Here is a 24,435-nt window from a genome sequence, read left to right on the forward strand (position 1 = left end):
TCGTCGTGAGCTAGATAAGAGCTGACAATTAGCAGTTGTAAAGGGAGTTCTTTCACTTAATTGAGAAAGGTATGAAATTTACCATTGGAACACTGGTTCAAGAGAATGATTTCATGTAAGCGCTTTTATTAATTTTACAATAAAAAATTTCGTGTGACCAAATCTCACGCACGACAGGATTGTAAGCGTTTACAAATAAACTGATATATCATAATTATCAAAAAACTTAGCTTTTAGGTGTTGACCTTACGTCCAAACCGGCGTAATATAATCCTCAATTAAACAAACAAAGTATTCTAATAAATCAAACAAAAACGACAACAAGGACCTTGAAAATGATTGGTCCTATCATTAGACACTAACGCTTTACTGCGTCTACTTAACGCATAGAAAGGAGTGAACAAGGTGAGTGAACAGTGGATCTACCTTAACGGAAAATTTGTGAAAAAAGAAGATGCCAAAGTATCGGTGTACGATCATGGCTTCCTCTATGGCGACGGGGTGTTCGAAGGGATTCGCATGTATGATGGGAATGTCTTCAGGTTAGAACATCATCTGCAGCGCCTCTATGATTCAGCTCATTCAATTATGCTAAAAATAACGCACACGATGGAGGAAATGACTGACATTATTGTGCAGACGCTGAAAAAAAATAACCTTCAAGATGCCTATATTCGCATCGTTGTATCTCGCGGTGTAGGGAATCTAGGACTCGATCCATTCACATGTAAGGAACCACAAGTGATCGTTATTGCAGAATCACTGGCCTTGTTCCCTAAGCGATTATATGAAACAGGAATTGAAATTGTCACGGTAGCAAGCAGACGGAACCGCTCGGACGTATTGAGTCCTAAGGTGAAATCATTAAACTACTTAAATAATATTCTTGTCAAAATTGAAGCCAATTTAGCTGGTGTCAGTGAAGCACTGATGTTAAATGATCAGGGATATGTCGCTGAAGGTTCGGCTGATAATATATTTATCGTGAAAGGTAACGTCATTAAAACACCGCCCGGCTATGTCGGTGCGCTAGAAGGCATTACGCGAAATGCCATTATGGAACTCGCCAGACAAAAAGGGTATGACATGCGCGAAGAAACATTTACGCGTCACGACGTCTATGTTGCAGATGAAGTCTTTTTAACTGGAACGGCTGCTGAAGTCATAGCCGTTGTGAAAGTAGACGGTCGTGAGATTGGAGAAGGGAAGCCAGGTAAGACGACAAATGACCTTCTTGAAGCATTTAGAGATATTGTTACAGTGGATGGTGTCACTGTTTATCCTTCAAAACGTGATGTGCAGGCAGGTTAAAAAAGTAAATATTTATAATCGATGACGAGGCAAAAGAAACAGGAATTGGTATTAACCAGAGAGCCGGTAGTGGTGGAAGCCGGTATTACCCCCTGTATCGACATCCCCTCCGAGTGTTGATCTGAACTAAGTAACATAGGATCAACCAAGTGTTCTTTAAACACTTGTTATCAAAACGAGCAATTTGCTCATAAGGCGGCAGTTTATTGTCGTAAAAGTAGGGTGGTACCGTGAAGTCTTTTCGCCCCTATGGACCGTAAAAAGCGGCGTAGGGATGAGAAGGCTTTTTTTTATTAATAGTTAGTAACGCTTCAACGTTAAGACGGAAGCGGGCAAATAAGCATTGGAGGGTATGAATATGCGGGCGAAGGCAAAACCAGAAGCCGAAGCGGTAACAGCGGAAATGACCGGGGCAGATGTATTAATCCATTCTTTAAAAAAAGAAAATGTTGAAGTTCTCTTCGGGTATCCAGGAGGAGCAGTACTTCCAATCTATGATGCATTATATCGATCACCGATTAAGCACATTCTTTCAAAGCATGAACAGGGCTCAATTCATGCAGCTGAAGGCTACGCAAGAGTGAGCGGAAAGCCGGGCGTTGTCATTGCCACTTCAGGACCGGGTGCGACCAATCTCGTAACAGGAATTACGGATGCAATGATGGATTCCCTGCCACTTGTAATATTCACAGGTCAGGTGGCCAGTACGGTAATCGGAACAGATGCTTTTCAAGAAGCGGATATTATGGGGATCACGGCACCAATTACCAAACATAATTACCAGGTGCGTGATGTTCAGGACCTACCAAGAATTATTAAAGAAGCGTTCCATATTGCAACAACGGGGCGTCCCGGTCCCGTTCTCGTTGATATCCCTAAGGATGTGGCGAACAAAACCATTTCACCCGACTATGATTCTACTATCCATTTACCAGGCTATCAGCCAACCTTTTCGCCTAACATTTTGCAAATTAAGAAACTAGCAGATGCGGTTGGAGCTGCAAAGAAGCCGGTGATCTTAGCCGGAGCAGGTGTCCTTCATGCGAATGCGGGTAAAGAACTCGTTGCTTTTTCTGAGAAACATCGCATTCCGGTGATTAATACATTGCTTGGCCTTGGAAGTTATCCTGGCAATCATCCACTATTCCTGGGGATGGGAGGCATGCACGGAACGTACACAGCGAACATGGCTCTATATGAATGTGACTTGTTAATTAGTATTGGGGCACGGTTTGACGATCGATTAACTGGTAACCTTGATCATTTTGCTATTCATGCAACGGTGGCTCATATCGACGTTGATCCTGCCGAAATCGGGAAAAACGTTCCGACGCAAATTCCAATCGTATCTGATGCTAGAGAGGCATTGAAGAAGCTTCTAGAGATTGAATCCCCTCTTCCTGATACAGAGGAATGGCGTAAGAAGCTAACACAAAATAGTGAAGATTTTCCGCTTTGGAAGAAAGTATCAACTACTGAATTTCTCCCACAGCGCGTCGTAGAACTCGTACACGAATATACGAAGGGTGATGCGATTATTACGACCGATGTTGGTCAGCATCAGATGTGGGCAGCCCAATATTATGCATTTGCGGATGCAAATCGATGGGTAACATCTGGAGGGCTTGGCACAATGGGGTTTGGCTTCCCTTCCGCTATAGGAGCCCAGCTTGCTTTTCCAGAACAAACGGTTGTTTCACTAACAGGTGATGGAGGATTTCAAATGACGTTACAGGAGCTTTCCACACTTCAAGAACTTAATCTTCCTGTAAAAGTCGTCATTATGAATAACCAGACGCTTGGAATGGTGAGACAGTGGCAGGAAGCTTTCTACGAGGAACGCTATTCCCAGTCACTAATCCCTGTGCAGCCTGATTTTGTAAAGCTAGGTGAGGCGTATGGAATTAAATCATTTAAAGTTACAAATGAAGAAGAAGCGAAAGCTGTTTTTGAAGAAGCTTTTTCTCACCGCGAGCCGGTCTTAATCGATTGTCGCGTAAGTGGAAAGGAAAATGTCTATCCAATGATTGCCCCTGGTAAAGGGCTGCATCAGATGATTGGGGTGAAACCATGAAACGAATCGTAACCGCAACGGTCATTAACCAAAGTGGGGTGCTAAATCGCATCACAGGCCTCATGACAAAACGGCAATTTAACATTGAAAGCATCACGGTTGGTCATACCGAAAAAGAAGGAGTTTCAAAAATGACCTTTGTCGTTAATGTCGATGACAATGCCAAAATTGAGCAGCTCATCAAGCAGCTCAATAAGCAAGTCGATGTGTTGAAAGTAATGGATATAACGGACCAGGCGATTGTGGTCCGGGAGTTAGCCTTAATTAAGGTCATAAGTAATGCTCAAATACGAAGTGAAATTTCCGGCATAATTGAACCGTTTCGGGCTTCCATTATTGATGTAAGTCGTGAAAGCATCACGGTTCAGGTAACAGGTAATTCCGATAAGATTGAAGCGATTTTAGATCTTCTCAGGCCATATGGCATTAAGGAAATGGTTCGAACGGGGATCACAGCATTCCCTCGAGGAAGTCAAAAATCCGTAACAGATTTAAAGCAGTATTCCATCTTAAATTAAAAAAATAAACCTAAATGATGAAGGGATGAATGAAAATGGCAAAAGTATATTATAACGGTGATATCAACGAGGGAACACTAAAAGGGAAAAAAATCGCGGTAATTGGGTATGGATCTCAAGGTCACGCTCATGCTTTAAATCTTCGTGAAAGCGGATTTGATGTAACGGTAGGCCTAAGAAAAGGACGCTCCTGGAATCAAGCAGAAGAAGATGGCTTTGCAGTAAAAACAGTAAAAGACGCAAGTGATGAAGCCGATGTTATCATGATTCTTCTTCCAGATGAGTATCAGCCGGAAGTATACAAAGAGGAAATCGAGCCGGGTCTTCGTGCTGGTAATGCACTTGTTTTTGCCCATGGCTTTAACGTTCATTTCAACCAGGTTGTTCCTCCATCCGATGTAGATGTTTTCCTTGTTGCTCCTAAAGGGCCAGGACACCTTGTAAGAAGAACATTTGAAGATGGTGCAGGCGTTCCAGCTCTATTTGGTGTATATCAGGATGTATCTGGTGACGCAAAAGAACTAGCCCTTGCTTATGCAAAAGGAATTGGCGGTGCTCGTGCAGGTGTTCTTGAAACATCCTTTAAAGAAGAAACCGAAACAGATCTCTTCGGTGAACAGGCCGTTCTTTGTGGCGGATTGTCTTCACTTGTGAAGGCTGGATTCGAAACATTGACAGAAGCTGGCTATCAACCGGAAGTGGCGTACTTTGAATGCTTGCACGAACTAAAGCTTATTGTTGATTTGATGTATGAAGATGGTATTGCTGGAATGCGTTATTCCATCTCTGACACAGCTCAGTGGGGTGACTTTGTATCAGGTCCGCGTGTCGTTGATGCTGATACAAAAGCACGCATGAAAGATATCCTTGAAGATATCCAGACAGGTAAATTTGCAAAGGGCTGGATTCTAGAAAATAAACTAAATCGTCCAGAATTCCACGCGATTAACGAGAAAGAGAAGAATCATCCAATCGAACAAGTAGGAAAAGAGCTTCGTGCGATGATGCCATTTGTGAAACCAAAATCTAAGAAGGAAGTGGTTACCAGTGCAAAAGATTAATGTATTCGATACAACGCTTCGTGACGGAGAACAGTCAGCCGGAGTCAATCTGAATGCATTAGAAAAACTGGAAATCGCAAAGCAACTTGAGCGTCTTGGTGTAGACATCATGGAAGCAGGCTTTCCTGCTGCTTCCAAAGGTGACTTTCAAGGTGTGAAAAACATTGCTGAAACCGTAAGAAATGTTTCTGTAACAGGTCTTGCGAGAGCAAACATGAAAGACATTGATGCAGCCTGGGAAGCCCTTAAAGGTGGTGCCGATCCAAGACTTCATGTTTTTCTAGCCACTTCCCCTATTCATATGACTCATAAGCTGAAGAAGACGCCAGAAGAAGTTGTAGAAACGGCTGTTGGTGCAGTAAAATACGCGAAGAAATTCTTTCCGAAAGTGCAGTGGTCGGCTGAAGATGCTTGTCGATCTGATCGAACTTTTCTAGCCAGAATTATTAAAGAAGTTATCGATGCTGGTGCATCTGTCATTAATATCCCAGACACGGTCGGCTATAGAAGTCCACAGGAATATGGGGAGCTTTTCACATATTTGCGAAACAATGTTCCGAACATTGAAGGTGTTGATTTATCTGCTCATTGCCATAATGATCTTGGGATGGCGGTAGCAAATTCTTTAGCTGCAATTGAATGTGGAGCAACTCAAATAGAAGGAACGATTAATGGTATTGGAGAGCGGGCGGGTAATGCCGCCATTGAGGAAGTAGCTGTTGCACTTCGAATCCGGAATGACTTTTACCAGGCAGAAACTGGATTGAAACTAGATGAAATTAAGCGCACAAGCAACCTTGTCAGCAAGCTTACTGGCATGGCAGTGCCAGGGAATAAAGCAGTTGTTGGCGCCAATGCATTTGCACATGAATCTGGTATTCACCAGGATGGTGTATTAAAAGAGAAAACGACCTATGAAATTATTAGTCCACAGCTGATAGGAGTTCAGTCTAACAGCCTCGTTCTTGGAAAACATTCTGGTCGACATGCCTTCAGAGATAAGGTGAAAGAACTCGGTTTTGAACTAGATGAAGCAAAGATTAATGAAGCATTTGCTGATTTTAAAGACTTGGCTGATAAGAAAAAGCAAGTAACAGAAGATGATCTGTTCGCACTATTAACGGATATTCAAACAGATGAATTTGTTGATAAATATGAGATTCATAGTATTCAAGTTCAATATGGGACAGCAAATATTCCGACGGCTACAATTTCAATCGAGAAGCCTGATGGAACGATGATTCAGCAAGCTGGAACGGGTTCTGGTAGTGTGGAAGCCATTTACAACACGCTTGAAGAAATGATCCCAGGCACGCTTCAACTTCAAGATTATCGGATTAATTCGGTTGGCGGTGGCAGAGATGCTCTTGCTGAAGTTCATGTTCGTGTTATGTACAACGGAATTGAATCGAATGGTCGAGGCACTGCTCAAGATGTTCTAGAGTCCTCAGCAATTGCTTACTTAAACGCAGTGAATCGCGTTCTTGCTCGAGAAAGCTATCAAGTAAAAAAACAAGCGCACGTCTAACAGGGAGGTTAGAAGGATGAAGAGAAAAGTTGCGGTATTACCAGGTGATGGCATTGGCAAAGAAGTAATGGAAGGAACGATGAAAGTTCTGAATGCCGTGGCAGATCGATTTGGCCATACGTTTGAATTTCACTTTGCAAGAATCGGAGGGGCGGCTATTGATCAAGAAGGTATGCCTTTACCCGAAGAAACTTTAAGCATTTGTAAAAAGAGTGATGCTGTTCTTCTTGGTGCAGTTGGTGGGCCTAAGTGGGAAAACCTTCCTGGTCATCTTCGTCCTGAACGGGGTCTTCTTGGTATTCGTAAAGAGCTAGGCTTGTTTGCAAACCTGCGTCCAGTAACAGCATTTGACAGTTTAATCGATGCTTCTCCCCTTAAACCAGATCGAATTAGAGGCGTGGACATGTTGATTGTTCGTGAATTAACAGGTGGATTGTATTTTGGTACACCAAGCGAGCGTCGCAACAACGGGAAAGAAGTGGTCGATACGCTTCATTATACAAGGGATGAAATTGAGCGAATTGTTGACCAGGGCTTTGAAGCAGCACGGAAGCGAAATAAGAAGCTAACAAGCGTCGATAAAGCGAACGTTCTAGAATCAAGCCGAATGTGGAGAGAAGTTGTGGAAGAAAAGGCACTCGCTTATCCGGATGTTGAAGTGGAACATATGCTGGTTGATGCCGCAGCAATGAAGATGGTTCAAAACCCAGCTCATTTTGATGTGATTGTAACAGAAAATCTATTTGGCGATATTTTAAGCGATGAAGCATCCATGATTACAGGATCACTCGGCATGCTACCGTCAGCAAGTCTTCGCAGTGATGGATTTGGCATGTATGAGCCCGTGCACGGTTCAGCACCGGATATTGCTGGGAAGAACATTGCGAATCCACTTGCGATGATGTTATCAGGGGCGATGATGCTGAAGTATTCATTCGATATGAAGGAAGAAGCAGATGCCATCGAAAAGGCCGTGAAGGAAGTTCTGGATGCAGGCTATTATACGAGTGATTTAGCAAGTAGTCGAACGAATGCACTCGGAACAGACGCAATGGTGAAGAAAGTGATCTATCAACTAGAAGAAGCCGGTGCTACGGCAGGGATCATGGAAGCCTACGCTTAATGACAAATAGGTAAAAGGGGGATCAGTGTGGAGCCAAAAACAATTATTGAGAAAATTTGGGATAAACATGTTGTGCATGAAGAAGAGGGTAGCCCGGATCTCCTGTATATAGATTTACATCTTGTACATGAAGTCACTTCTCCGCAGGCCTTTGAAGGTCTGCGGATGAACAATAGACGCGTAAGAAGACCGGATTTAACCTTTGCTACGATGGATCATAACGTGCCTACGATTGCACGCCACATTATTAATGATCCAGTATCTAAGGTGCAAATGGAGAAGCTAGAAGAGAATTGCAACGAGTTCGGTGTGGAAATTGCTGATATAAATCATCCAGATCAGGGAATTGTGCACGTCATCGGTCCTGAGCTTGGGTTAACTCAGCCAGGAAAAACAATTGTTTGTGGAGATAGTCATACATCAACACATGGTGCGTTTGGTGCTCTAGCCTTTGGAATCGGAACGAGCGAAGTAGAGCATGTTCTTGCAACACAAACGCTCTGGCAATCACGTCCGAAAACCATTGAAATACGCGTGAACGGCCGTCTTGGTGCTGGAGTAACAGCTAAAGACTTAATTCTTGCCGTTATTGCCAAGTTTGGTGTGAATGCAGGGACGGGAGCAGTTGTTGAGTATACGGGTGAAGCGATTCGAAACATGTCAATGGAAGAGCGGATGACCGTTTGTAATATGTCCATCGAAGCTGGTGCAAAAGCGGGACTTATTAGTCCTGATGAAACGACTTTTTCCTATTTAAAAGGGAAGAGACATGTTCCAGCAAACGAAGCGTTCAATGAAGCAGTCGCTGAGTGGAAAGAGCTTGCAACTGATCCAGGTGCAACGTATGATGAAGTGCTTGAAATTGGCGCTGAAGAAATTGAACCACAAGTGACGTGGGGAACGAATCCTTCGATGGGCTCTTCTGTCTATGCTCGAATCCCTTTCCCTGAAGATTCCGAAGATCCAGGTGACCAAAAAGCAATCAAACAGGCCCTTGCTTATATGGATCTTAAACCGGGTACGCAGATTCAAAACATTGCGATTCAATATGTCTTTATCGGATCGTGTACGAATTCACGATTAAGTGATTTGCGAGCTGCGGCTGAAATTGTTCGGGGGCGAAAAGTCCATGAAAGTGTTACAGCGCTAGTTGTACCTGGTTCTAAGTCGGTCAAGAACGCTGCTGAAGCGGAAGGGCTAGATAAGGTATTTCAAGAAGCTGGGTTTGAATGGCGAGAAGCAGGGTGTAGCATGTGTCTTGCGATGAATGATGATATTGTTCCTCCGGGAGAGCGCTGCGCGTCGACCTCTAATCGAAATTTCGAAGGTCGCCAGGGCAACGGTTCCCGAACACACCTTGTAAGCCCAGCGATGGCTGCAGCTGCAGCTATTGAAGGACGATTTACTGATGCTAGAAAAATAAAACCACTTGTGATGTAAAAAGGAGTGAGACGCCCTGGAACCGATTAATGAATACAAAGGGATTGTTTATCCCCTTGAACAAGTGAACGTCGATACCGATCAAATTATTCCAAAGCAGTTTTTGAAAAGGATTGAGCGAAAAGGCTTCGGTCAATTTCTTTTCTATAACTGGCGTTTTGATGATGATGGAAAGCCTCGTGAAGATTTTAGCTTAAATGAAGCGCAATATCAGCATGCCTCTATTCTTGTAGCTGGAAAAAACTTTGGGTGTGGGTCTTCAAGAGAACACGCTCCGTGGGCTTTGCTTGATTATGGCTTTCGCGTCATCATAGCGACGAGTTTTGCTGACATTTTTTATAACAACTGTGTAAAAAATGGTATCCTTCCTGTTGCGCTTGATCAAGAAGTTATCGCTGAGCTTTTTCAAAAGGCAAAAGACGGATACGAGCTTCAAGTTGACCTGCGAAAACAAGAAGTTCGTGATGGAGAAAGCATTCATGCTTCTTTCAAAATTGATCCTTATTGGAAAGAAATGCTGTTAAATGGTTGGGATGAAGTATCTCGTACGTTGTCCCTTGAAGAAAAGATTAAATTGTATGAAGAAAAACAACTTGTAGGAGAGTGAATGACGTTGGGAATTACCAGGAGAAATATAACGTTCATGTCGTAGAAGCAATGGAGAATTTGCTGGAGGCGGTTCACCGTACACCGCTTCAGCAATCTACAACGCTGAATGGGTTTACAAATAAAGATGTCTTCTTAAAGATGGAGAACCTCCAACGAACGGGGTCATTTAAACTACGCGGTGCTTACAATAAGGTTGCCTCACTAACGGAAATCGAAGCCGCTCGAGGAATCGTTGCCGCTTCAGCAGGTAACCATGCTCAGGGAGTAGCGCTATCTGCGAAGGAGCGAGGCATCAAAGCAAAGATTTATATGCCGATTCATACCCCAACAAGTAAAATTGAAGCGACCCGATCTTATGGCGCAGAGGTTGTACTTGAAGGCGAATCCTATAACGAAGCGTTTAGTGGAGCGGATCGAGAGCGTGTTGAAAAAGGGGCAACATTTGTTCATGCGTTTGACGACCCTGTTGTTATGGCAGGACAAGGAACCGTTGCACTTGAAATGATGCAACAATGTCCTGACTTAGATACGATTCTTGTTCCCGTTGGAGGTGGAGGATTATTAGCAGGAATGGCGCTGGCAATAAAGTCGTTCTTTCCTCACGTCAAAATCATTGGAATCCAGGCTTCGGAAGCATCTGCGACATGGAATCGATTTAAAGGTACTGGTCCTCTCGTTCTTCAATCAGTAAAATCGATTGCCGATGGCATCTCTGTGAAGGAAGCAGGAAAACGAACGTATCCAATTATCGAAGAACTCGTTGACGATATGATGACTGTTTCTGAAGAAGAAATTGCTGCTGCAATCGTCTTTATGCTTGAAAGACATAAGACACTTGTTGAAGGCGCTGGTGCGGCATCTGTCGCGGCTGTCTTGTGTAAATCAAGCCGGTTGGAAGGTAGCAAAATTGGGGCTGTTGTGAGTGGAGGAAATGCTGATCTTGAGAAATTAGCTCTTTACAAACAACTTTCTGAGCGAACAAAAACCATCAGGCGAATCAGCTGATGGTTTTCTCTTGGTTAATAACAGTTAATATGTTTGATTATTGTGACTTTTTGCTCAGTAATTGACACTCATAAAGTACCATGCTAGAATTCAATTTAGCACTTAACCACAGTAAAGTAATTTTAATTTTATAATCTCTTATTCAGAGAGGTGGAGGGACTGGCCCTATGAAGCCCGGCAACCGTCAAACGACTCGTTTGAAAAGGTGCCAATTCCTGCAAAGCGATTGCTTTGAGAAATGAGAGGAAGACATTGATTGATAACATGCCTTTCTACTCAAAGTAGAAGGGCATTTTTAAAATCATTTTTTTTAAGTGCTTCAAGGTAAAGAATAAAAGCATGGGACTAAAGTCCTTTTTCAGGAAGCTGGTACAACATGCAAATGCATAAAGGATGTGAGACATGTGATTGAGCTTAAAGGCATTAATAAAACCTTCTTTTCGAAGTCTGGAAAGGTAGAGGCCGTTAAGAATGTTAACCTTTCAGTGAAAAAAGGGGAAATCTTCGGAGTTATCGGATACAGTGGCGCCGGAAAAAGTACGCTAATTCGGATGCTCAACCTGCTTGAGAGACCGACGGACGGTACGGTCACGGTGGCAGGAAATAATTTATCCTCTCTTAAAGGAAAAGATCTACGTGCGGCAAGACAGGAAATCGGAATGATCTTCCAGCACTTTAATATTCTTTGGTCAAGAACAGTGCGTGATAACATCGCGTTTCCACTCGAAATATCAGGTGTTTCCAAAGAGAAACGAATGAAGCGTGTCGATGAATTAATTAAGCTTGTTGGACTTGAAGGACGAGAAGCCGCTTATCCATCACAGCTAAGTGGGGGACAAAAGCAGCGTGTTGGTATTGCGCGAGCGCTTGCGAATAACCCTAAGGTATTGCTTTGTGATGAAGCAACATCTGCTCTAGATCCTAAAACAACGGATAGCATTCTCGAACTTCTGACAGAAATTAACCAGAAACTTGGTTTAACTATTGTCTTGATTACCCATGAAATGCACGTTATTCGTAAAATTTGTCACCGAGTGGCAGTGATGGAGAACGGTAGAGTAGTTGAGAACGGTTCAGTACTTGAAGTCTTTCATCATCCGCAAGAAGAAATAACAAAAGATTTCGTGAATCAGTTAAGTGAGCCTGAAGAAATGAAGGAATCGATTGCACATTTAGCAGCAAGCCAGGAGGGTGAACTCGTCCAGTTTACGTTCCTCAAAGGTAAAACGGGGTCACCGCTTGTAACAGAGTTAATTCGTCAGTTTGATATTGAAGTAAACATTATTCAAGGAAAAATCTCTCATACGCAAGATGGCCCTTATGGTAAGCTATCTGTCTTTCTTAAAGGTGAACCGACTGTCGTCGAAAGTGCACTGAAGTATGTTCGTGAGCAAGGTGTAGAAGCGGAGGTGATTACGAATGGTTGAATCACTATTTCCTAATGTGAACTGGGAATCGATGTGGGAAGCGACTATTCAAACAGCTTACATGACGGCAATTTCCGTGCTAGCAACGTTTATTCTCGGTATTCTTCTTGGACTACTATTGTTTCTAACCGGAAGGGGAAACATATGGGAGAACAAGTTTGTTAATAGCATTATTGCTGGAATCGTAAACTTATTTCGCTCGATCCCGTTTATCATTTTAATCATTCTACTCATTCCGCTTTCTGTTTACATTATTGGAACGATGCTTGGCGCGAATGCAGCTCTTCCAGCTCTTATTGCAGGTGCGGCACCATTTTATGCGCGAATGGTTGAAATTGCTCTTCGGGAAGTGGATAAAGGTGTGATTGAAGCATCTCAGTCAATGGGGGCATCGAATGGGGAGATTATATTTAAAGTTCTCCTTCCTGAAGCAATGCCAGCCCTCATTTCGGGTATTACCGTAACGGCGATTGCGCTTGTAAGCTACACCGCAATGGCTGGTGTGGTTGGTGCAGGGGGACTTGGGAACCTCGCTTATCTTGAAGGCTTCCAAAGAAACAATCCTGACGTGACGCTTGTTGCGACCGTATTAATTTTGGTTATTGTTGCGATTCTTCAGATTGCTGGAGATTTAGCAACGCGAGTTATAGATAAACGATAAAAAAAGGAGAGAATATCATGAAGAAATTTTTATCCCTATTTGCAGTCCTTACTCTTGCAGTACTTGCAGCGTGTGGCAACAATAGTGGAAACAGTGAAGGATCTGGAGAAGGCGAAGATTCAAAGAAAATCGTAGTAGGTGCTTCAAACATTCCACATGCTGAAATTCTTGAAGAAGCAAAGCCGATGCTTGAAGAAAAAGGCGTAGAGCTAGAAGTTAAAACGTTCCAGGATTACATTCTACCGAATAAGACGCTAGCAAATGGTGAATTAGATGCAAACTACTTCCAAACCATTCCTTATATGGAGTTGCAAATGGAAGAAAACGATACTTATGATTTTGTTAACGCTGGAGGCATTCACATTGAGCCAATCGGTGTTTATTCACAAGATTATAAGAGCTTAGAGGAGCTTCCCGATGGTGCTCAGATCATTATGAGTAACTCTGTTTCTGACCATGGACGTATGCTTTCTTTACTCGAAGCCCAAGGACTTATCACACTAAAAGAAGGCGTGAAGGCTTCTGATGCAACAGTAGAAGATATTGCAGAAAACCCTAAAAACATTGATTTTAAAACAGACGTAGAAGCTTCACTTCTTCCACAGATCTACCAGCAAGGTGAAGGTGATGCGGTTATGATCAACACAAACTATGCGATCGATGCGGGTCTAAATCCTCAAGAAGATGCCATTGCTCTTGAAGATTCCGACTCACCTTACGTGAACGTAATTACTGTCAATAAAGGTGATGAAGATAACGAAGCGATTCAAGCATTAGTTGAGGTTTTACATTCTGATGAAATTCAGAGCTTTATTGAAGAAGAATATGATGGTGCTGTCGTACCGGTAGACGAATAAGAAAAAAAGGTTCTCCGTCATTTGACGGAGAACCTTTTTTTAATGCTGGAATACTGGCTTCATTGCTTCTTTTAGCGTTTTGGCAGAGTGGTGCAATTGATCTAGCTCAGTTTGATCAAGATCAAGTTCAATAATCTCACGTATACCGTTGTTGTTCACAATCGCAGGTACGCCGATATACAAATCATCTAAACCATACTCACCTTCAAGGAGCGTAGATACAGTAAGGATTGAGTTTTCATTTCGAATAATCGCTCGCGTTAACCTTACAAGCCCCATTGCAATGCCGTAGTATGTCGCTCCCTTACGATTAATAATATGATAAGCGGCATCGCGCACATTAACAAAGAGTTTCTCAAGGTCTTCTTTTGCCTCTGGTTTATCTTTAATGAGTGACATGACTGGTCGACTACCAATAGAGGCATGACTCCAGACTGGAAGTTCGGTGTCGCCGTGCTCACCGAGAATATAACCATGTACATTTCTAGAATCGACATTAAAATAATCACTTAGTAAATAACGGAATCGAGCGGTATCAAGTATCGTGCCTGAGCCGATTACGCGTTCTTTCGGTAACCCGGAGAACTTCCATGTTGCATAAGTAAGTACGTCTACTGGATTCGTTGCGACGATAAAAATCCCATCAAATCCACTTTCCATTACGCTTGATACGATCGTTTTAAAAATGGCTGTATTTTTATCGATAAGGTCTAAGCGTGTTTCGCCTGGAGCCTGATTCGCACCTGCAGCGATCACAACGATGTCAGCGGTTTTACAATCCTGATAGTCACCAGCCCAAATTTTCATAGGAGCGCCAAAAGGTAGACCGTGATTTAAATCACGTGCTTCTCCTTCTGCCTTTTCTTTGTTTACATCAATTAATACAAGTTCATTTACTAGTTCTTGATTCAATAACGAGAAGGCGTAGCTTGTCCCGACAAATCCTGTTCCAATTAATGCAACGCGTGTTGTTTTTCCTTCGTACATCATCTTCACCTCTGCTAGTAGATATTGTCTTCATAAGCATCATAACGTATCCCGATCGTTATTAGTGTGATATACATCACATGTAAGCGATACAAAAAAACATTTCTATAGAAAAGAATGGATAGCATGGTTAACCACTTCTCATACTAGTATGGACAATTAAGATAAAAGGAGGCCTGTGTTTTGAAACAGGAACAGGAATTTAACAATTTCGCAGAAGCAGCATTACATGATTATAAAGAAGGATTAGGCACATTTACCGAGAAGATGCCTCAGCTTGCTAAAAAGTATTCGGCATTTACAGAAGCATGCTTCAAAGAAGGGGAAGTTAGTCAAAAAGAGAAGCAGATGATTGCGCTTGGGATTTCGATTTTTTCACAAGATGAATACTGCATTATTTATCATACAAAAGGTTGCCTTGATCAAGGCTGCTCCGAACAGGAAATTCTTGAAACGATAGGTGTAACAGCAGCTTTCGGCGGAGGAGCTGCCATGAGTCAGGCCGTTACACTTGTGCAAGAATGCATAAAAGATTTGGATCAACCGAAGCACTAAAAAAATTAAGTTTCTTCCTATATATAAGCTGTTTTGCATCGTGTGAATGAGGGCGGATTTGGTAGAAAAGATAAGAACCAATGTTTTTTAACTATTCAGAACAGGGTTCATCCTTCATTACTCGCTCTCATCCCTTAATATGATGTTTGTGGACTGTTGATGTAACGTGATAAAGTATTTCTTGTAAGTAAAACGATATTGAAAGGATTGATTCATTATTAGCCCCATGCGGTTAAACCACACACCTGAAATGGAAAAGGCGATGTACCAGTCTCACGGAGTAGGTTATGCAGAATATAGCCAAAATTTCAACAAGCGTATGCAAGTCGAAAAAGAGCGTGAGATGGATCACCGTCGGAGTCTCAAAATGGTTAGTGAATTCGACCGTAAACTATCTAGATGAATCAGCATCCAAAATAACCAGATATAATAAAAACCAGTCCAATGTGACTGGTTTTTTGTATGAGGAATCCGTTGTAGGTGTATGGATTAAATGGTAGGCTTAGAAGGGTATGAAACGAAAAAATCAACGATTCATTCTCATTTTGAATAGCAATCGAATTCGAAGCGAACGCTATAAAGTATGATCACTGCGTTCCTTGATATTAGTTTGGATTTGTTATAAAATAAGAATGAAAATAGATTGAGAATGACTCAGCACACATTCCTTGACATACACCTTATAGGTACTACAATAAGGAAGGAATAGTATAAACGTTATTGGAGGTATTCACAAATGGTAGCATCAACTCTAAAGATTGAGAATCTTCATGTTTCCATTGAGGGAAAAGAGATTATCAAAGGATTGAACCTTGAAATAAATGGTGGAGAAATTCACGCAGTAATGGGGCCGAACGGTACAGGTAAATCTACCCTTGCTTCAGCAATTATGGGCCATCCGAAATACGAAATCACTGAAGGCAGTGTCTTCCTTGATAATGAAGATGTACTTGAAATGGAAGTTGATGAGCGTGCAAAAGCTGGACTCTTCCTTGCAATGCAATATCCAAGTGAGGTAAGTGGCGTAACAAACGCTGATTTCCTTCGTTCTGCAATCAATGCTCGTCGTGAAGAAGGCGATGAAATTTCACTAATGAAATTCATCAAAAAGCTAGACGGCAAAATGGCTGAACTTGATATGGGTGAAGAATTTGCACAGCGTTACCTTAACGAAGGTTTCTCTGGTGGTGAGAAGAAGCGTAACGAAATTCTACAGCTTATGATGCTTGAACCAAAGATCGCTGTTCTGGATGAAATTGACTCCGGTCTAGATATCGATGCGCTTAAAGTTGTATCTAAAGGTGTTAATGCAATGCGCAATGAGAGCTTCGGTTGCTTAATTATCACTCACTATCAGCGTCTATTGAACTACATTACACCTGACAAAGTACACGTTATGATGCAAGGTCGTATTGTAAAATCTGGTGGCGCAGAACTAGCACAGCGTCTTGAAGAAGAAGGTTATGATTGGATTAAAGAAGAACTCGGAATTAAAGACGAAACAGTTGGTCAAGAAGCGTAAGCAGTAAGGAGGATGACAATGTCAGTGGATACGAAAATTGCATTCGATCAAGAATACATTAAAGCTTATTCAGAAAAGCGTCAGGAGCCGAAATGGATGGCTGCCCTACGTTTGAAGGCACTAGAGAAGTCTGAGAACCTTCCAATGCCAAAGCCTGATAAAACAAAAATCGATAAGTGGAACTTCACTTCATTTAAACATGATGTAGCTGGAGAAGCGATTTCATCACTTGATGATCTTCCTGAAGATTTGCGCGATCTTGTTGCTAAAGATCAAGAGTCAGGAAATCTTCTTGTGCACCGTAACTCAACGCCTGTTTTTAGTCAGCTATCGAATGAGCTAAAAGAACAAGGTGTGATTTTCACAGATATTCAAACAGCTCTTCAAAATCACGGGGATCTTGTAGAGAAGTATTTCATGAAAGACGTTATGAAGGTTGATGAGAACCGCCTAACTGCCGTTCACGCAGCTCTTCTTAATAGCGGTACTTTCTTGTATGTCCCTCGTAATGTAGAAGTTGAAGTGCCGATCCAAGCTCTCTATTGGCAAGAAGACCCTGAAGCTGGTTTATTCAACCACGTGATCATCGTAGCCGAAGATAATAGCTCAGTAACATATGTTGAGAATTTCTTATCGTATGGACACGATGTAGAGTCAGTTGCAAACATTATTGCTGAGGTTCATGTTGGACAGAATGCACGCGTTACATTTGGTTCTGTTGATAACCTTGCAAAAGGTGTGACAACTTACGTGAACCGCCGTGCGAATGTAGCACGTGATGGGAAAGTTGACTGGGCTCTTGCTCAAATGAACGACGGCAACACGGTTTCTACAAATACAACACACCTTATTGGTGATGGTTCTTATGCTGATTCTAAGACCGTAACGATTGGTCGCGGAAGCCAGAGCCAGAACTTCACGAATCAGATTTTCCATCATGGTCAAAATTCTGAAGGTGTTCTTCTTGTGCACGGTGTTCAAAAAGATAGTGCGAGCGCGATCTTTAACGGCGTAACGAAGATTGAACATGGTGCGAAGAAATCAAATGGTGAGCAAACACAGCGTGTTCTCATGATGAACGAGAAAGCGCGTGGGGATGCAAACCCAATCCTTCTTATTGACGAAGATGATGTTATGGCAGGCCACGCTGCATCAGTTGGTAAAGTTGATCCAATTCAGCTTTATTACTTGCAAAGCCGCGGGATTTCCCGTCATGAAGCTGAACGTTTGATCATCCACGGTTTCCTCGCTCCAGTTATTAACGAACTTCCGATCGAAGGCGTTCGTAAACGTGCGGTTGAGGTAACTGAAGGGAAAGTTAATTAAATGATGAATGTCCAGGACATTCGCAAGCAGTTTCCCATTTTACATCAAGAGGTAAATGGGAAACCTCTTGTTTACCTTGATAGTGCAGCAACGTCTCAGAAACCTACTCAAGTCATTGACGCAGTAGAGCGTTACTACAAGGAAATTAACTCAAACGTTCACCGTGGTGTTCATACGCTTGGGACACATGCAACAGATGCTTATGAAGGCGCTCGAGAAAAGGTTCGTGAATTTATTCATGCTTCTTCAACGGAAGAAGTGATTTTTACTCGCGGAACGACTACAGCCCTTAATATGGTTGCTTCAAGCTATGGACGTGCAAATCTTCAAGAAGGTGATGAAGTTGTCATCACACCGATGGAGCATCACAGCAACATTATTCCATGGCAACAGGTTGTAAAAGCAACTGGAGCCACTTTAAAATATATTCCCCTTCAACCAGACGGAACAATTGCGCTGGAAGACGTCGAGAAAACAGTAACAGCAAACACGAAAATTGTTTCTGTTATGCAAGTTTCGAACGTACTCGGAACAATTAACCCGATTAAAGAAATTGCTGCGATAGCGCACCAAAATGGTGCTGTTATGGTTGTCGATGGAGCACAAAGCACACCTCATATGAACATTGACGTTCAGGATCTCGACTGTGATTTCTTTGCATTTTCTGGTCATAAGATGTGCGGACCTACTGGGATAGGCGTCCTCTACGGGAAGAAAAAGCTCCTCGAAAACATGGAGCCATTTGAATTCGGTGGAGAGATGATCGATTTTGTTGGTCTGTATGATTCGACATGGAAAGAGCTCCCTTGGAAATTTGAAGGTGGTACACCAATCATTGCAGGTGCGGTTGGTCTTGGAGCTGCGATTGATTTCTTAAATGAAATTGGCATGGATAACATCCAACAGCATGAGACTCATCTTGCAAAATATGCTATCCAGCAGTTATCAACAATCGAAGGCGTATCCATTTACGGACCTGAAAAACGTGCTGGGGTTGTCACTTTCAATAGTGATGAAGTTCACCCCCACGATGTGGCAACCGTACTTGACACAGAAGGCATCGCTGTCCGCGCTGGACACCATTGTGCTCAGCCGCTAATGAAGTGGCTAGAGGTATCGGCTACTGCGCGTGCTAGCTTCTATTTATACAATACTGAAGAAGACGTGGATACGTTTGTAGCCGGATTACGAAAAGCAAAGGAGTTTTTCGGTAATGTCTTTTAATAATCTAGACCAGTTGTATCGACAGGTCATTATGGATCATTATAAAAATCCAAGAAATAAAGGGGAGCTTGAAGAAGGAGCCCTTAAAATAAATATGAATAACCCTACATGTGGAGATACAATTCAACTTCAGCTGAAAGTAGATGATGGGAAGATTTCTGATGCGAAGTTTATTGGAGAAGGTTGCTCTATAAGCCTGGCATCAGCGTCGATGATGACACAGTCAGTCAAAGGACTTGAAGTTGATCAGGCCTTAAAACTATCGGGGATTTTCTCAGACATGATGCAGGGGAAAGAGTATGACGAAGAGAATTTCGATCTTGGCGACATTGAAGCACTGCAAGGTGTTTCGAAGTTCCCGGCTCGAATCAAATGTGCAACACTCTCTTGGAAGGCAATGGAGAAGGGTTTCAAGGAACAGGATGAGGCTTAACCCACTTCCAGGTGTTGTCATCGCTTCTTTTTCATACTAGAATGATGGAAAGAGAACAACAGCCAAACACTGACATGTGTAATGTCAAGGAGGGAAATAGAATGGCTAAAAAAATGCCTGAAGTTGGCGAATACCAATATGGTTTTAGTGATAAAGACGTTTCAATTTTCCGCTCAGAGCGCGGTCTGACTCCTGAAATTGTGAAAGAAATTTCTCGCATGAAGGATGAACCTCAGTGGATGCTTGATTTCCGCTTGAAATCACTTGAGCATTTCTACAGCATGCCAATGCCTCAATGGGGCGGAAACCTTGCTGATCTTGATTTTGATGAAATTACGTACTACGTAAAGCCTTCTGAGAAGTCTGAACGTTCATGGGATGAAGTACCAGAAGAAATCAAAGCAACATTCGATAAGCTTGGTATTCCTGAAGCGGAGCAAAAATACCTTGCGGGTGTTTCTGCACAGTACGAATCTGAAGTTGTGTATCACAATATGCAAGAAGACCTTGAGAACATGGGGATTGTCTTTAAAGATACCGATACGGCTCTTAAAGAAAACGAAGATCTTTTCAGAGAATACTTCGCGAAAACAATTCCTCCAACGGATAACAAGTTCTCTGCACTTAACTCGGCTGTATGGTCAGGTGGTTCATTCATCTACGTTCCTAAAGGTGTGAAAGTTGATACACCGCTACAAGCATACTTCCGAATTAACTCTGAGAACATGGGTCAGTTTGAGCGTACGCTTATCATCGCTGATGAAGGTTCTTCTGTACATTACGTTGAAGGGTGTACTGCACCGGTTTATACAACTAACTCTCTACACAGTGCGGTTGTTGAGATTATCGTTAAGAAGGATGCATACTGCCGTTATACGACGATTCAAAACTGGGCGAATAACGTGTTTAACCTAGTAACGAAGCGTGCTGTTGCGGAAGAAAATGCAACTATGGAATGGATCGATGGTAACATCGGATCTAAGCTTACAATGAAGTATCCAGCTGTTATCTTGAAGGGTGAAGGTGCTCGAGGTATGACACTTTCCATTGCTCTTGCGGGTAAAGGACAGCATCAGGATGCAGGCGCTAAAATGATTCATTTAGCACCTAACACGTCTTCAACGATCGTGTCGAAGTCGATTTCGAAGCAGGGCGGTAAAGTTACGTACCGTGGTATCGTACACTTTGGCCGTAAAGCTGAAGGTGCTCGTTCAAACGTTGAGTGTGATACGCTTATCATGGATAACGAGTCGACTTCTGATACAATTCCTTACAATGAAATCCTTAACGATAACATTTCACTTGAACACGAAGCGAAAGTATCGAAGGTTTCTGAAGAGCAGCTCTTCTATCTTATGAGTCGTGGTGTATCTGAAGAAGAAGCAACTGAAATGATTGTAATGGGCTTCATCGAGCCATTTACGAAAGAACTACCTATGGAATATGCTGTTGAAATGAACCGTCTCATTAAATTTGAGATGGAAGGTTCAATCGGTTAAATTTCCATTCCTAACGAACCGGATTTTCCGGTTCGTTTTTTTCTATTAGATCGGCTTCAAAGTGGGCACGATTGACGTTATCTTGAGATAGTAGAGGGGATTTTTCCTTGCTATTTTCGGGTAATGATATGAGAATAAAGTAAGAGAATCAATGAAGAGAGGAAGAATTGCATGATTTACATAGGTGTAACAGGATGGGGCGATCATGATGATCTATACCCACCAGGTGTAAAAAGCAATGAAAAACTTTCGATATATGGTTCACACTTTCCTACTGTTGAAGTCGATTCGTCTTTTTATGCGGTGCAACCGGCTCGTAACTTTCAAAAATGGGCTGATGAAACGCCAGAGCGTTTTCGTTTTGTGGTGAAAGCTTATCAGGGAATGACGGGCCATCAAAGAGGAGATATTCCTTTTGAGTCGCGTGATGAAATGTTTCAAGCGTATAAGGAATCGCTTCGCCCCCTTCAAAAAGCAGGAAAGCTTGCGATGGTGCTTTTTCAATTTCCGCCATGGTTTGACGTGAACAAAGATAATGTGAACATCTTAAGAGACTGCAAAGAGCGGATGGGAGACATTCAATGTGCCGTAGAATTTCGGCATCAGTCATGGTATCATGAAGCATTTCGGGAGAAGACGCTGAACTTTCTAGAAGCGCAAGGATTTATTCATACCATATGCGATGAACCTCAGGCAGGAGAAGGATCCGTTCCATTAGTGATGGAAACCATACATAAGGATCACGTTCTTGTGCGTCTTCACGGAAGAAATACGAATGGATGGACGAACCCAGGGAATCGTCATAACTGGCGAGAAGTGCGTTACCTTTATGATTATAATGAAGAAGAATTGCTTGAATGGAAAGAGCGAATCCTAGAACTAGAAAAAGAATGCAAAGATGTGTTTATTTTATTTAACAATAACTCAGGTGGTCACGCTGCAAATAATGCAAAGTGGATGATTCAAATGCTTGGAATTGAGTATACGAATTTAAATCCTAAGCAACTTGATCTCTTTGATCTGTAAGGAGCTATACAATGCTGATGTGGATACTGTTATTTATCATTGGTCTAGCTGCCGGTACGATTGGTAGCCTGGTAGGTCTTGGTGGGGGTATTATTATCGTTCCTGTGCTTCTTATCATTGATCAGTACACAAATTGGCTTCCAGTATTATCACCACAAAAAATTGTCGGAAGCTCAATCGTTGTCCTCGTCGCCATTGGGCTCTCTTCTACCCTCGCATATATGAAAAAGAAAAGCGTGGATTATAAAAGTGGCGCTCTTTTTTTTCTAGGAAGTGGTCCAGGAGCAATTCTTGGGGCATGGCTGAACAAATTTATACAGGTTGATTATTTTTCTATTTATTTTGGGGTATTTATGGTGCTTGTTTCCATATTATTAATGGTAAGGAACCGTTTACGTCCGATGAAGTTAAATGGGCAATTCCAACGCTCGTATACGGATTCTGATGGATTGCAAGTAAACTATACCTTTTCTGCTCTTGCAGCTGTGATAGTTTCGTTCGTTGTTGGCGTCATTTCTGGTCTTTTTGGAATAGGTGGCGGGTCTCTCATGGTGCCGGCGATGATTCTCTTATTTGGATTTCCGACAACAGTTGCGGTTGCGACCTCGATGTTTATGATTTTTCTTTCAAGTATAACAGGTACCCTGACGCATTTAGCGCTTGGTAACATTCAGTGGTTTTTACTGCTGGGATTAATTCCAGGGGCCTGGATTGGAGCAAAGTGCGGATCGTTTATTAACCAGAAACTTTCGGACAAAACCATCGTTGTGATTTTAAGATGGATGTTAATCATTGTCGGTGTCCGACTTATCTGGCAGGGAACGATGGGGTAAGAAAGGAAGAGTATTTTGACTTCTAGAACATTACAATTTTATTATACGAACGATCTTCACAGTCATTTCGAAAACTGGTCCAAGGTGTCGTCTTATCTCAAAGAGAAGAAGCGCATGCACGAGCTTCAAGGCACACCCTATCTCCTTCTCGATTTAGGAGACCATTCTGACAAGGTTCATCCAATGACTGAGGGAATGGTTGGAAAGGGCAACGTTCAGCTGTTGAATGATCTTCAATACGACTACGCCACAATTGGCAATAATGAGGGCATTACGTTTTCAAAAAAAGAGCTAGAAGCGCTGTATACTGAAGCTAGTTTTGAGGTGCTTGTGGCGAATCTCTATCATCAAGATGGCACAAGACCCGCATGGGCGGCCCCTTATAAAATTCATGAGTTAAATGGTGTGAAAGTGGGGATCATTGGCGTTACGATTCCCTATGAGCAATTTTACTCGCTATTAGGTTGGAAAATCGATTCGCCATATGATTTTCTACAAGCTATGATTGATGAAGTTCGTCAACAATCAGATGTTGTCGTGCTGATGTCTCATATGGGACTAGGCAATGACGAACAAATGGCACGAGAGATGAATGGCATTGATATTATTATCGGTGCTCATACCCATCATGTGTTAAAGCATGGGATGCTTGTAGAGGACACGCTCATTACACAGGCAGGGAAAAACGGGAATTACGTTGGAGAAGTGACCGTTTGCATCGATATGGACACAAGGGAGATTACGGATAAAGAGGCTTATGCAATTTCGGTTCGAAATCGGAAAGAAGATCGTCCAACTTTTGAAATGATTCAAAGATTAAGTATAGAAGCGCAATCGATGCTAGAAGAAGTTGTCTGTCGACTTGAGCAGCCTCTTGAATCTGAGTGGTTTCAACGGTCGGTTTTAGCGGATGAATTAGCCGCTGCCCTTCGAGAATGGTGTCATGCAGATATTGGCATGATTAATGCCGGTATGCTCCTTGATGGATTACCAGAAGGACAGGTCTCACGAGAAGATCTCCACCGCATTTGTCCTCATCCCGTAAACCCTTGTAAAGTGATCTTAAGAGGAAGTGAGTTACGCGAAATCATTTCCCACGCGATGTCAGATGAAATCGTGAACTTAAGTTTTAAAGGACTAGGATTCAGAGGAGAAGTGATGGGCATCATGGCATTCGACGGTCTTGAAGTGACGACGGTTGAGATGGAAGACGGACTTCGTCATGTTACTGACGTTCTTCACAATGGTCATCCACTCATATCTGATCAAGAATATGCCGTGGCCACAGCTGATATGTTCACGTTTGGTAAATTCTATCCACAAATGAAGCATGCAAAGAAGAAGTATTATCTTCCTGAAATGCTTCGTGATCTTCTTGCCTGGCGTCTTGAGAATAGGCATTAAAACTTTGTACGT

Annotated in this window: 23 protein-coding genes and 1 riboswitch; of the genes, 22 read left to right on the forward strand and 1 reads right to left on the reverse strand. The window is 42.4% G+C overall.

Annotated features, from left to right (window positions below):
- Positions 1-405: 405 nt before the first annotated feature.
- The 12 genes from ilvE (at position 406) to PQ578_RS03955 (ending at position 13,614) form a co-directional block, all read left to right on the forward strand.
- Positions 406-1,311: a branched-chain-amino-acid transaminase gene (ilvE, locus tag PQ578_RS03900; protein ID WP_273832275.1), complete on the forward strand. Its 906-nt coding sequence runs from the start codon at positions 406-408 to the stop codon at positions 1,309-1,311.
- A gap of 358 nt (positions 1,312-1,669) precedes the next feature.
- Positions 1,670-3,385: an acetolactate synthase large subunit gene (ilvB, locus tag PQ578_RS03905; RefSeq protein WP_098444869.1), complete on the forward strand. Its 1,716-nt coding sequence runs from the start codon at positions 1,670-1,672 to the stop codon at positions 3,383-3,385.
- On the forward strand, positions 3,382-3,903 hold the full coding sequence (gene ilvN, locus PQ578_RS03910) for an acetolactate synthase small subunit (RefSeq protein ID WP_273832276.1): 522 nt from the start codon (positions 3,382-3,384) through the stop codon (positions 3,901-3,903). Before ilvB ends, ilvN begins: the two co-directional genes overlap by 4 nt.
- 35 nt (positions 3,904-3,938) lie before the next feature.
- Positions 3,939-4,964, forward strand: coding sequence for a ketol-acid reductoisomerase (gene ilvC, locus PQ578_RS03915; RefSeq protein WP_273832277.1), 1,026 nt, complete (start codon positions 3,939-3,941; stop codon positions 4,962-4,964).
- Positions 4,951-6,492 carry a 2-isopropylmalate synthase gene (locus PQ578_RS03920; RefSeq protein WP_273832278.1) on the forward strand — a complete coding sequence of 514 codons (1,542 nt, stop codon included), beginning with the start codon at positions 4,951-4,953 and terminating at the stop codon, positions 6,490-6,492. The genes ilvC and PQ578_RS03920 overlap by 14 nt, the downstream gene beginning before the upstream one ends.
- Positions 6,493-6,508: 16 nt before the next feature.
- The gene (leuB, locus tag PQ578_RS03925; RefSeq protein WP_273832279.1) at positions 6,509-7,615 is read left to right on the forward strand and encodes a 3-isopropylmalate dehydrogenase; all 1,107 of its coding nucleotides are present in this window, start codon (positions 6,509-6,511) and stop codon (positions 7,613-7,615) included.
- Between the two features lie 27 nt (positions 7,616-7,642).
- Entirely contained in the window at positions 7,643-9,055 is a 1,413-nt protein-coding gene (gene leuC, locus PQ578_RS03930; protein WP_273832281.1) for a 3-isopropylmalate dehydratase large subunit, read from the forward strand.
- Between the two features lie 16 nt (positions 9,056-9,071).
- On the forward strand, positions 9,072-9,662 hold the full coding sequence (gene leuD, locus PQ578_RS03935) for a 3-isopropylmalate dehydratase small subunit (RefSeq protein WP_273833257.1): 591 nt from the start codon (positions 9,072-9,074) through the stop codon (positions 9,660-9,662).
- Positions 9,659-10,669, forward strand: coding sequence for a threonine ammonia-lyase (gene ilvA / locus PQ578_RS03940; RefSeq protein ID WP_273832282.1), 1,011 nt, complete (start codon positions 9,659-9,661; stop codon positions 10,667-10,669). Before leuD ends, ilvA begins: the two co-directional genes overlap by 4 nt.
- Before the next feature lie 135 nt (positions 10,670-10,804).
- Positions 10,805-10,914, forward strand: a riboswitch (SAM riboswitch).
- A 159-nt stretch (positions 10,915-11,073) separates the two neighbouring features.
- Positions 11,074-12,096 carry a methionine ABC transporter ATP-binding protein gene (locus tag PQ578_RS03945; protein ID WP_273832283.1) on the forward strand — a complete coding sequence of 341 codons (1,023 nt, stop codon included), beginning with the start codon at positions 11,074-11,076 and terminating at the stop codon, positions 12,094-12,096.
- The gene (locus PQ578_RS03950; RefSeq protein ID WP_098444861.1) at positions 12,089-12,757 is read left to right on the forward strand and encodes a methionine ABC transporter permease; all 669 of its coding nucleotides are present in this window, start codon (positions 12,089-12,091) and stop codon (positions 12,755-12,757) included. Before PQ578_RS03945 ends, PQ578_RS03950 begins: the two co-directional genes overlap by 8 nt.
- A gap of 17 nt (positions 12,758-12,774) precedes the next feature.
- A complete protein-coding gene (locus PQ578_RS03955; protein WP_273832284.1) occupies positions 12,775-13,614 on the forward strand; it encodes a MetQ/NlpA family ABC transporter substrate-binding protein in 840 nt (279 codons plus the stop codon).
- Between the two features lie 39 nt (positions 13,615-13,653).
- Here PQ578_RS03955 and PQ578_RS03960 read toward each other — a convergent pair whose 3' ends face one another.
- A complete protein-coding gene (locus PQ578_RS03960; RefSeq protein WP_226655707.1) occupies positions 13,654-14,604 on the reverse strand; it encodes an L-lactate dehydrogenase in 951 nt (316 codons plus the stop codon).
- Positions 14,605-14,784: 180 nt separating this feature from the next.
- On the opposite strand from PQ578_RS03960, the gene PQ578_RS03965 reads away from it, so the two are divergent.
- The 10 genes from PQ578_RS03965 (at position 14,785) to PQ578_RS04005 (ending at position 24,423) form a co-directional block, all read left to right on the forward strand.
- Positions 14,785-15,156 (forward strand): carboxymuconolactone decarboxylase family protein, encoded by a 372-nt coding sequence (locus tag PQ578_RS03965; protein WP_237438472.1) that lies wholly within the window; start codon positions 14,785-14,787, stop codon positions 15,154-15,156.
- A 262-nt stretch (positions 15,157-15,418) separates the two neighbouring features.
- Complete coding sequence (locus PQ578_RS22550) at positions 15,419-15,559, forward strand: YuzK family famiily protein (protein ID WP_489753144.1); 141 nt, start codon at positions 15,419-15,421, stop codon at positions 15,557-15,559.
- 333 nt (positions 15,560-15,892) lie between these two features.
- Entirely contained in the window at positions 15,893-16,678 is a 786-nt protein-coding gene (gene sufC / locus PQ578_RS03970) for a Fe-S cluster assembly ATPase SufC (RefSeq protein WP_273832286.1), read from the forward strand.
- Positions 16,679-16,696: 18 nt separating this feature from the next.
- The gene (gene sufD, locus PQ578_RS03975; protein ID WP_273832287.1) at positions 16,697-18,004 is read left to right on the forward strand and encodes a Fe-S cluster assembly protein SufD; all 1,308 of its coding nucleotides are present in this window, start codon (positions 16,697-16,699) and stop codon (positions 18,002-18,004) included.
- 3 nt (positions 18,005-18,007) lie between these two features.
- Positions 18,008-19,228 carry a cysteine desulfurase gene (locus PQ578_RS03980; protein ID WP_273833259.1) on the forward strand — a complete coding sequence of 407 codons (1,221 nt, stop codon included), beginning with the start codon at positions 18,008-18,010 and terminating at the stop codon, positions 19,226-19,228.
- Positions 19,218-19,661 (forward strand): Fe-S cluster assembly sulfur transfer protein SufU, encoded by a 444-nt coding sequence (gene sufU / locus PQ578_RS03985; RefSeq protein ID WP_224882418.1) that lies wholly within the window; start codon positions 19,218-19,220, stop codon positions 19,659-19,661. Before PQ578_RS03980 ends, sufU begins: the two co-directional genes overlap by 11 nt.
- A 101-nt stretch (positions 19,662-19,762) precedes the next feature.
- Positions 19,763-21,160 (forward strand): Fe-S cluster assembly protein SufB, encoded by a 1,398-nt coding sequence (gene sufB, locus PQ578_RS03990; protein ID WP_098444855.1) that lies wholly within the window; start codon positions 19,763-19,765, stop codon positions 21,158-21,160.
- 171 nt (positions 21,161-21,331) lie between these two features.
- The gene (locus tag PQ578_RS03995) at positions 21,332-22,186 is read left to right on the forward strand and encodes a DUF72 domain-containing protein (protein ID WP_273832288.1); all 855 of its coding nucleotides are present in this window, start codon (positions 21,332-21,334) and stop codon (positions 22,184-22,186) included.
- 11 nt (positions 22,187-22,197) lie between these two features.
- Positions 22,198-23,019: a sulfite exporter TauE/SafE family protein gene (locus PQ578_RS04000; protein ID WP_420541505.1), complete on the forward strand. Its 822-nt coding sequence runs from the start codon at positions 22,198-22,200 to the stop codon at positions 23,017-23,019.
- Positions 23,020-23,034: 15 nt separating this feature from the next.
- On the forward strand, positions 23,035-24,423 hold the full coding sequence (locus tag PQ578_RS04005; protein ID WP_273832289.1) for a bifunctional metallophosphatase/5'-nucleotidase: 1,389 nt from the start codon (positions 23,035-23,037) through the stop codon (positions 24,421-24,423).
- Positions 24,424-24,435: the final 12 nt, after the last annotated feature.

It is taken from the genome of Guptibacillus sedimenti, assembly GCF_028610665.1.
Lineage (GTDB): Bacteria > Bacillota > Bacilli > Bacillales > Guptibacillaceae > Guptibacillus > Guptibacillus sedimenti.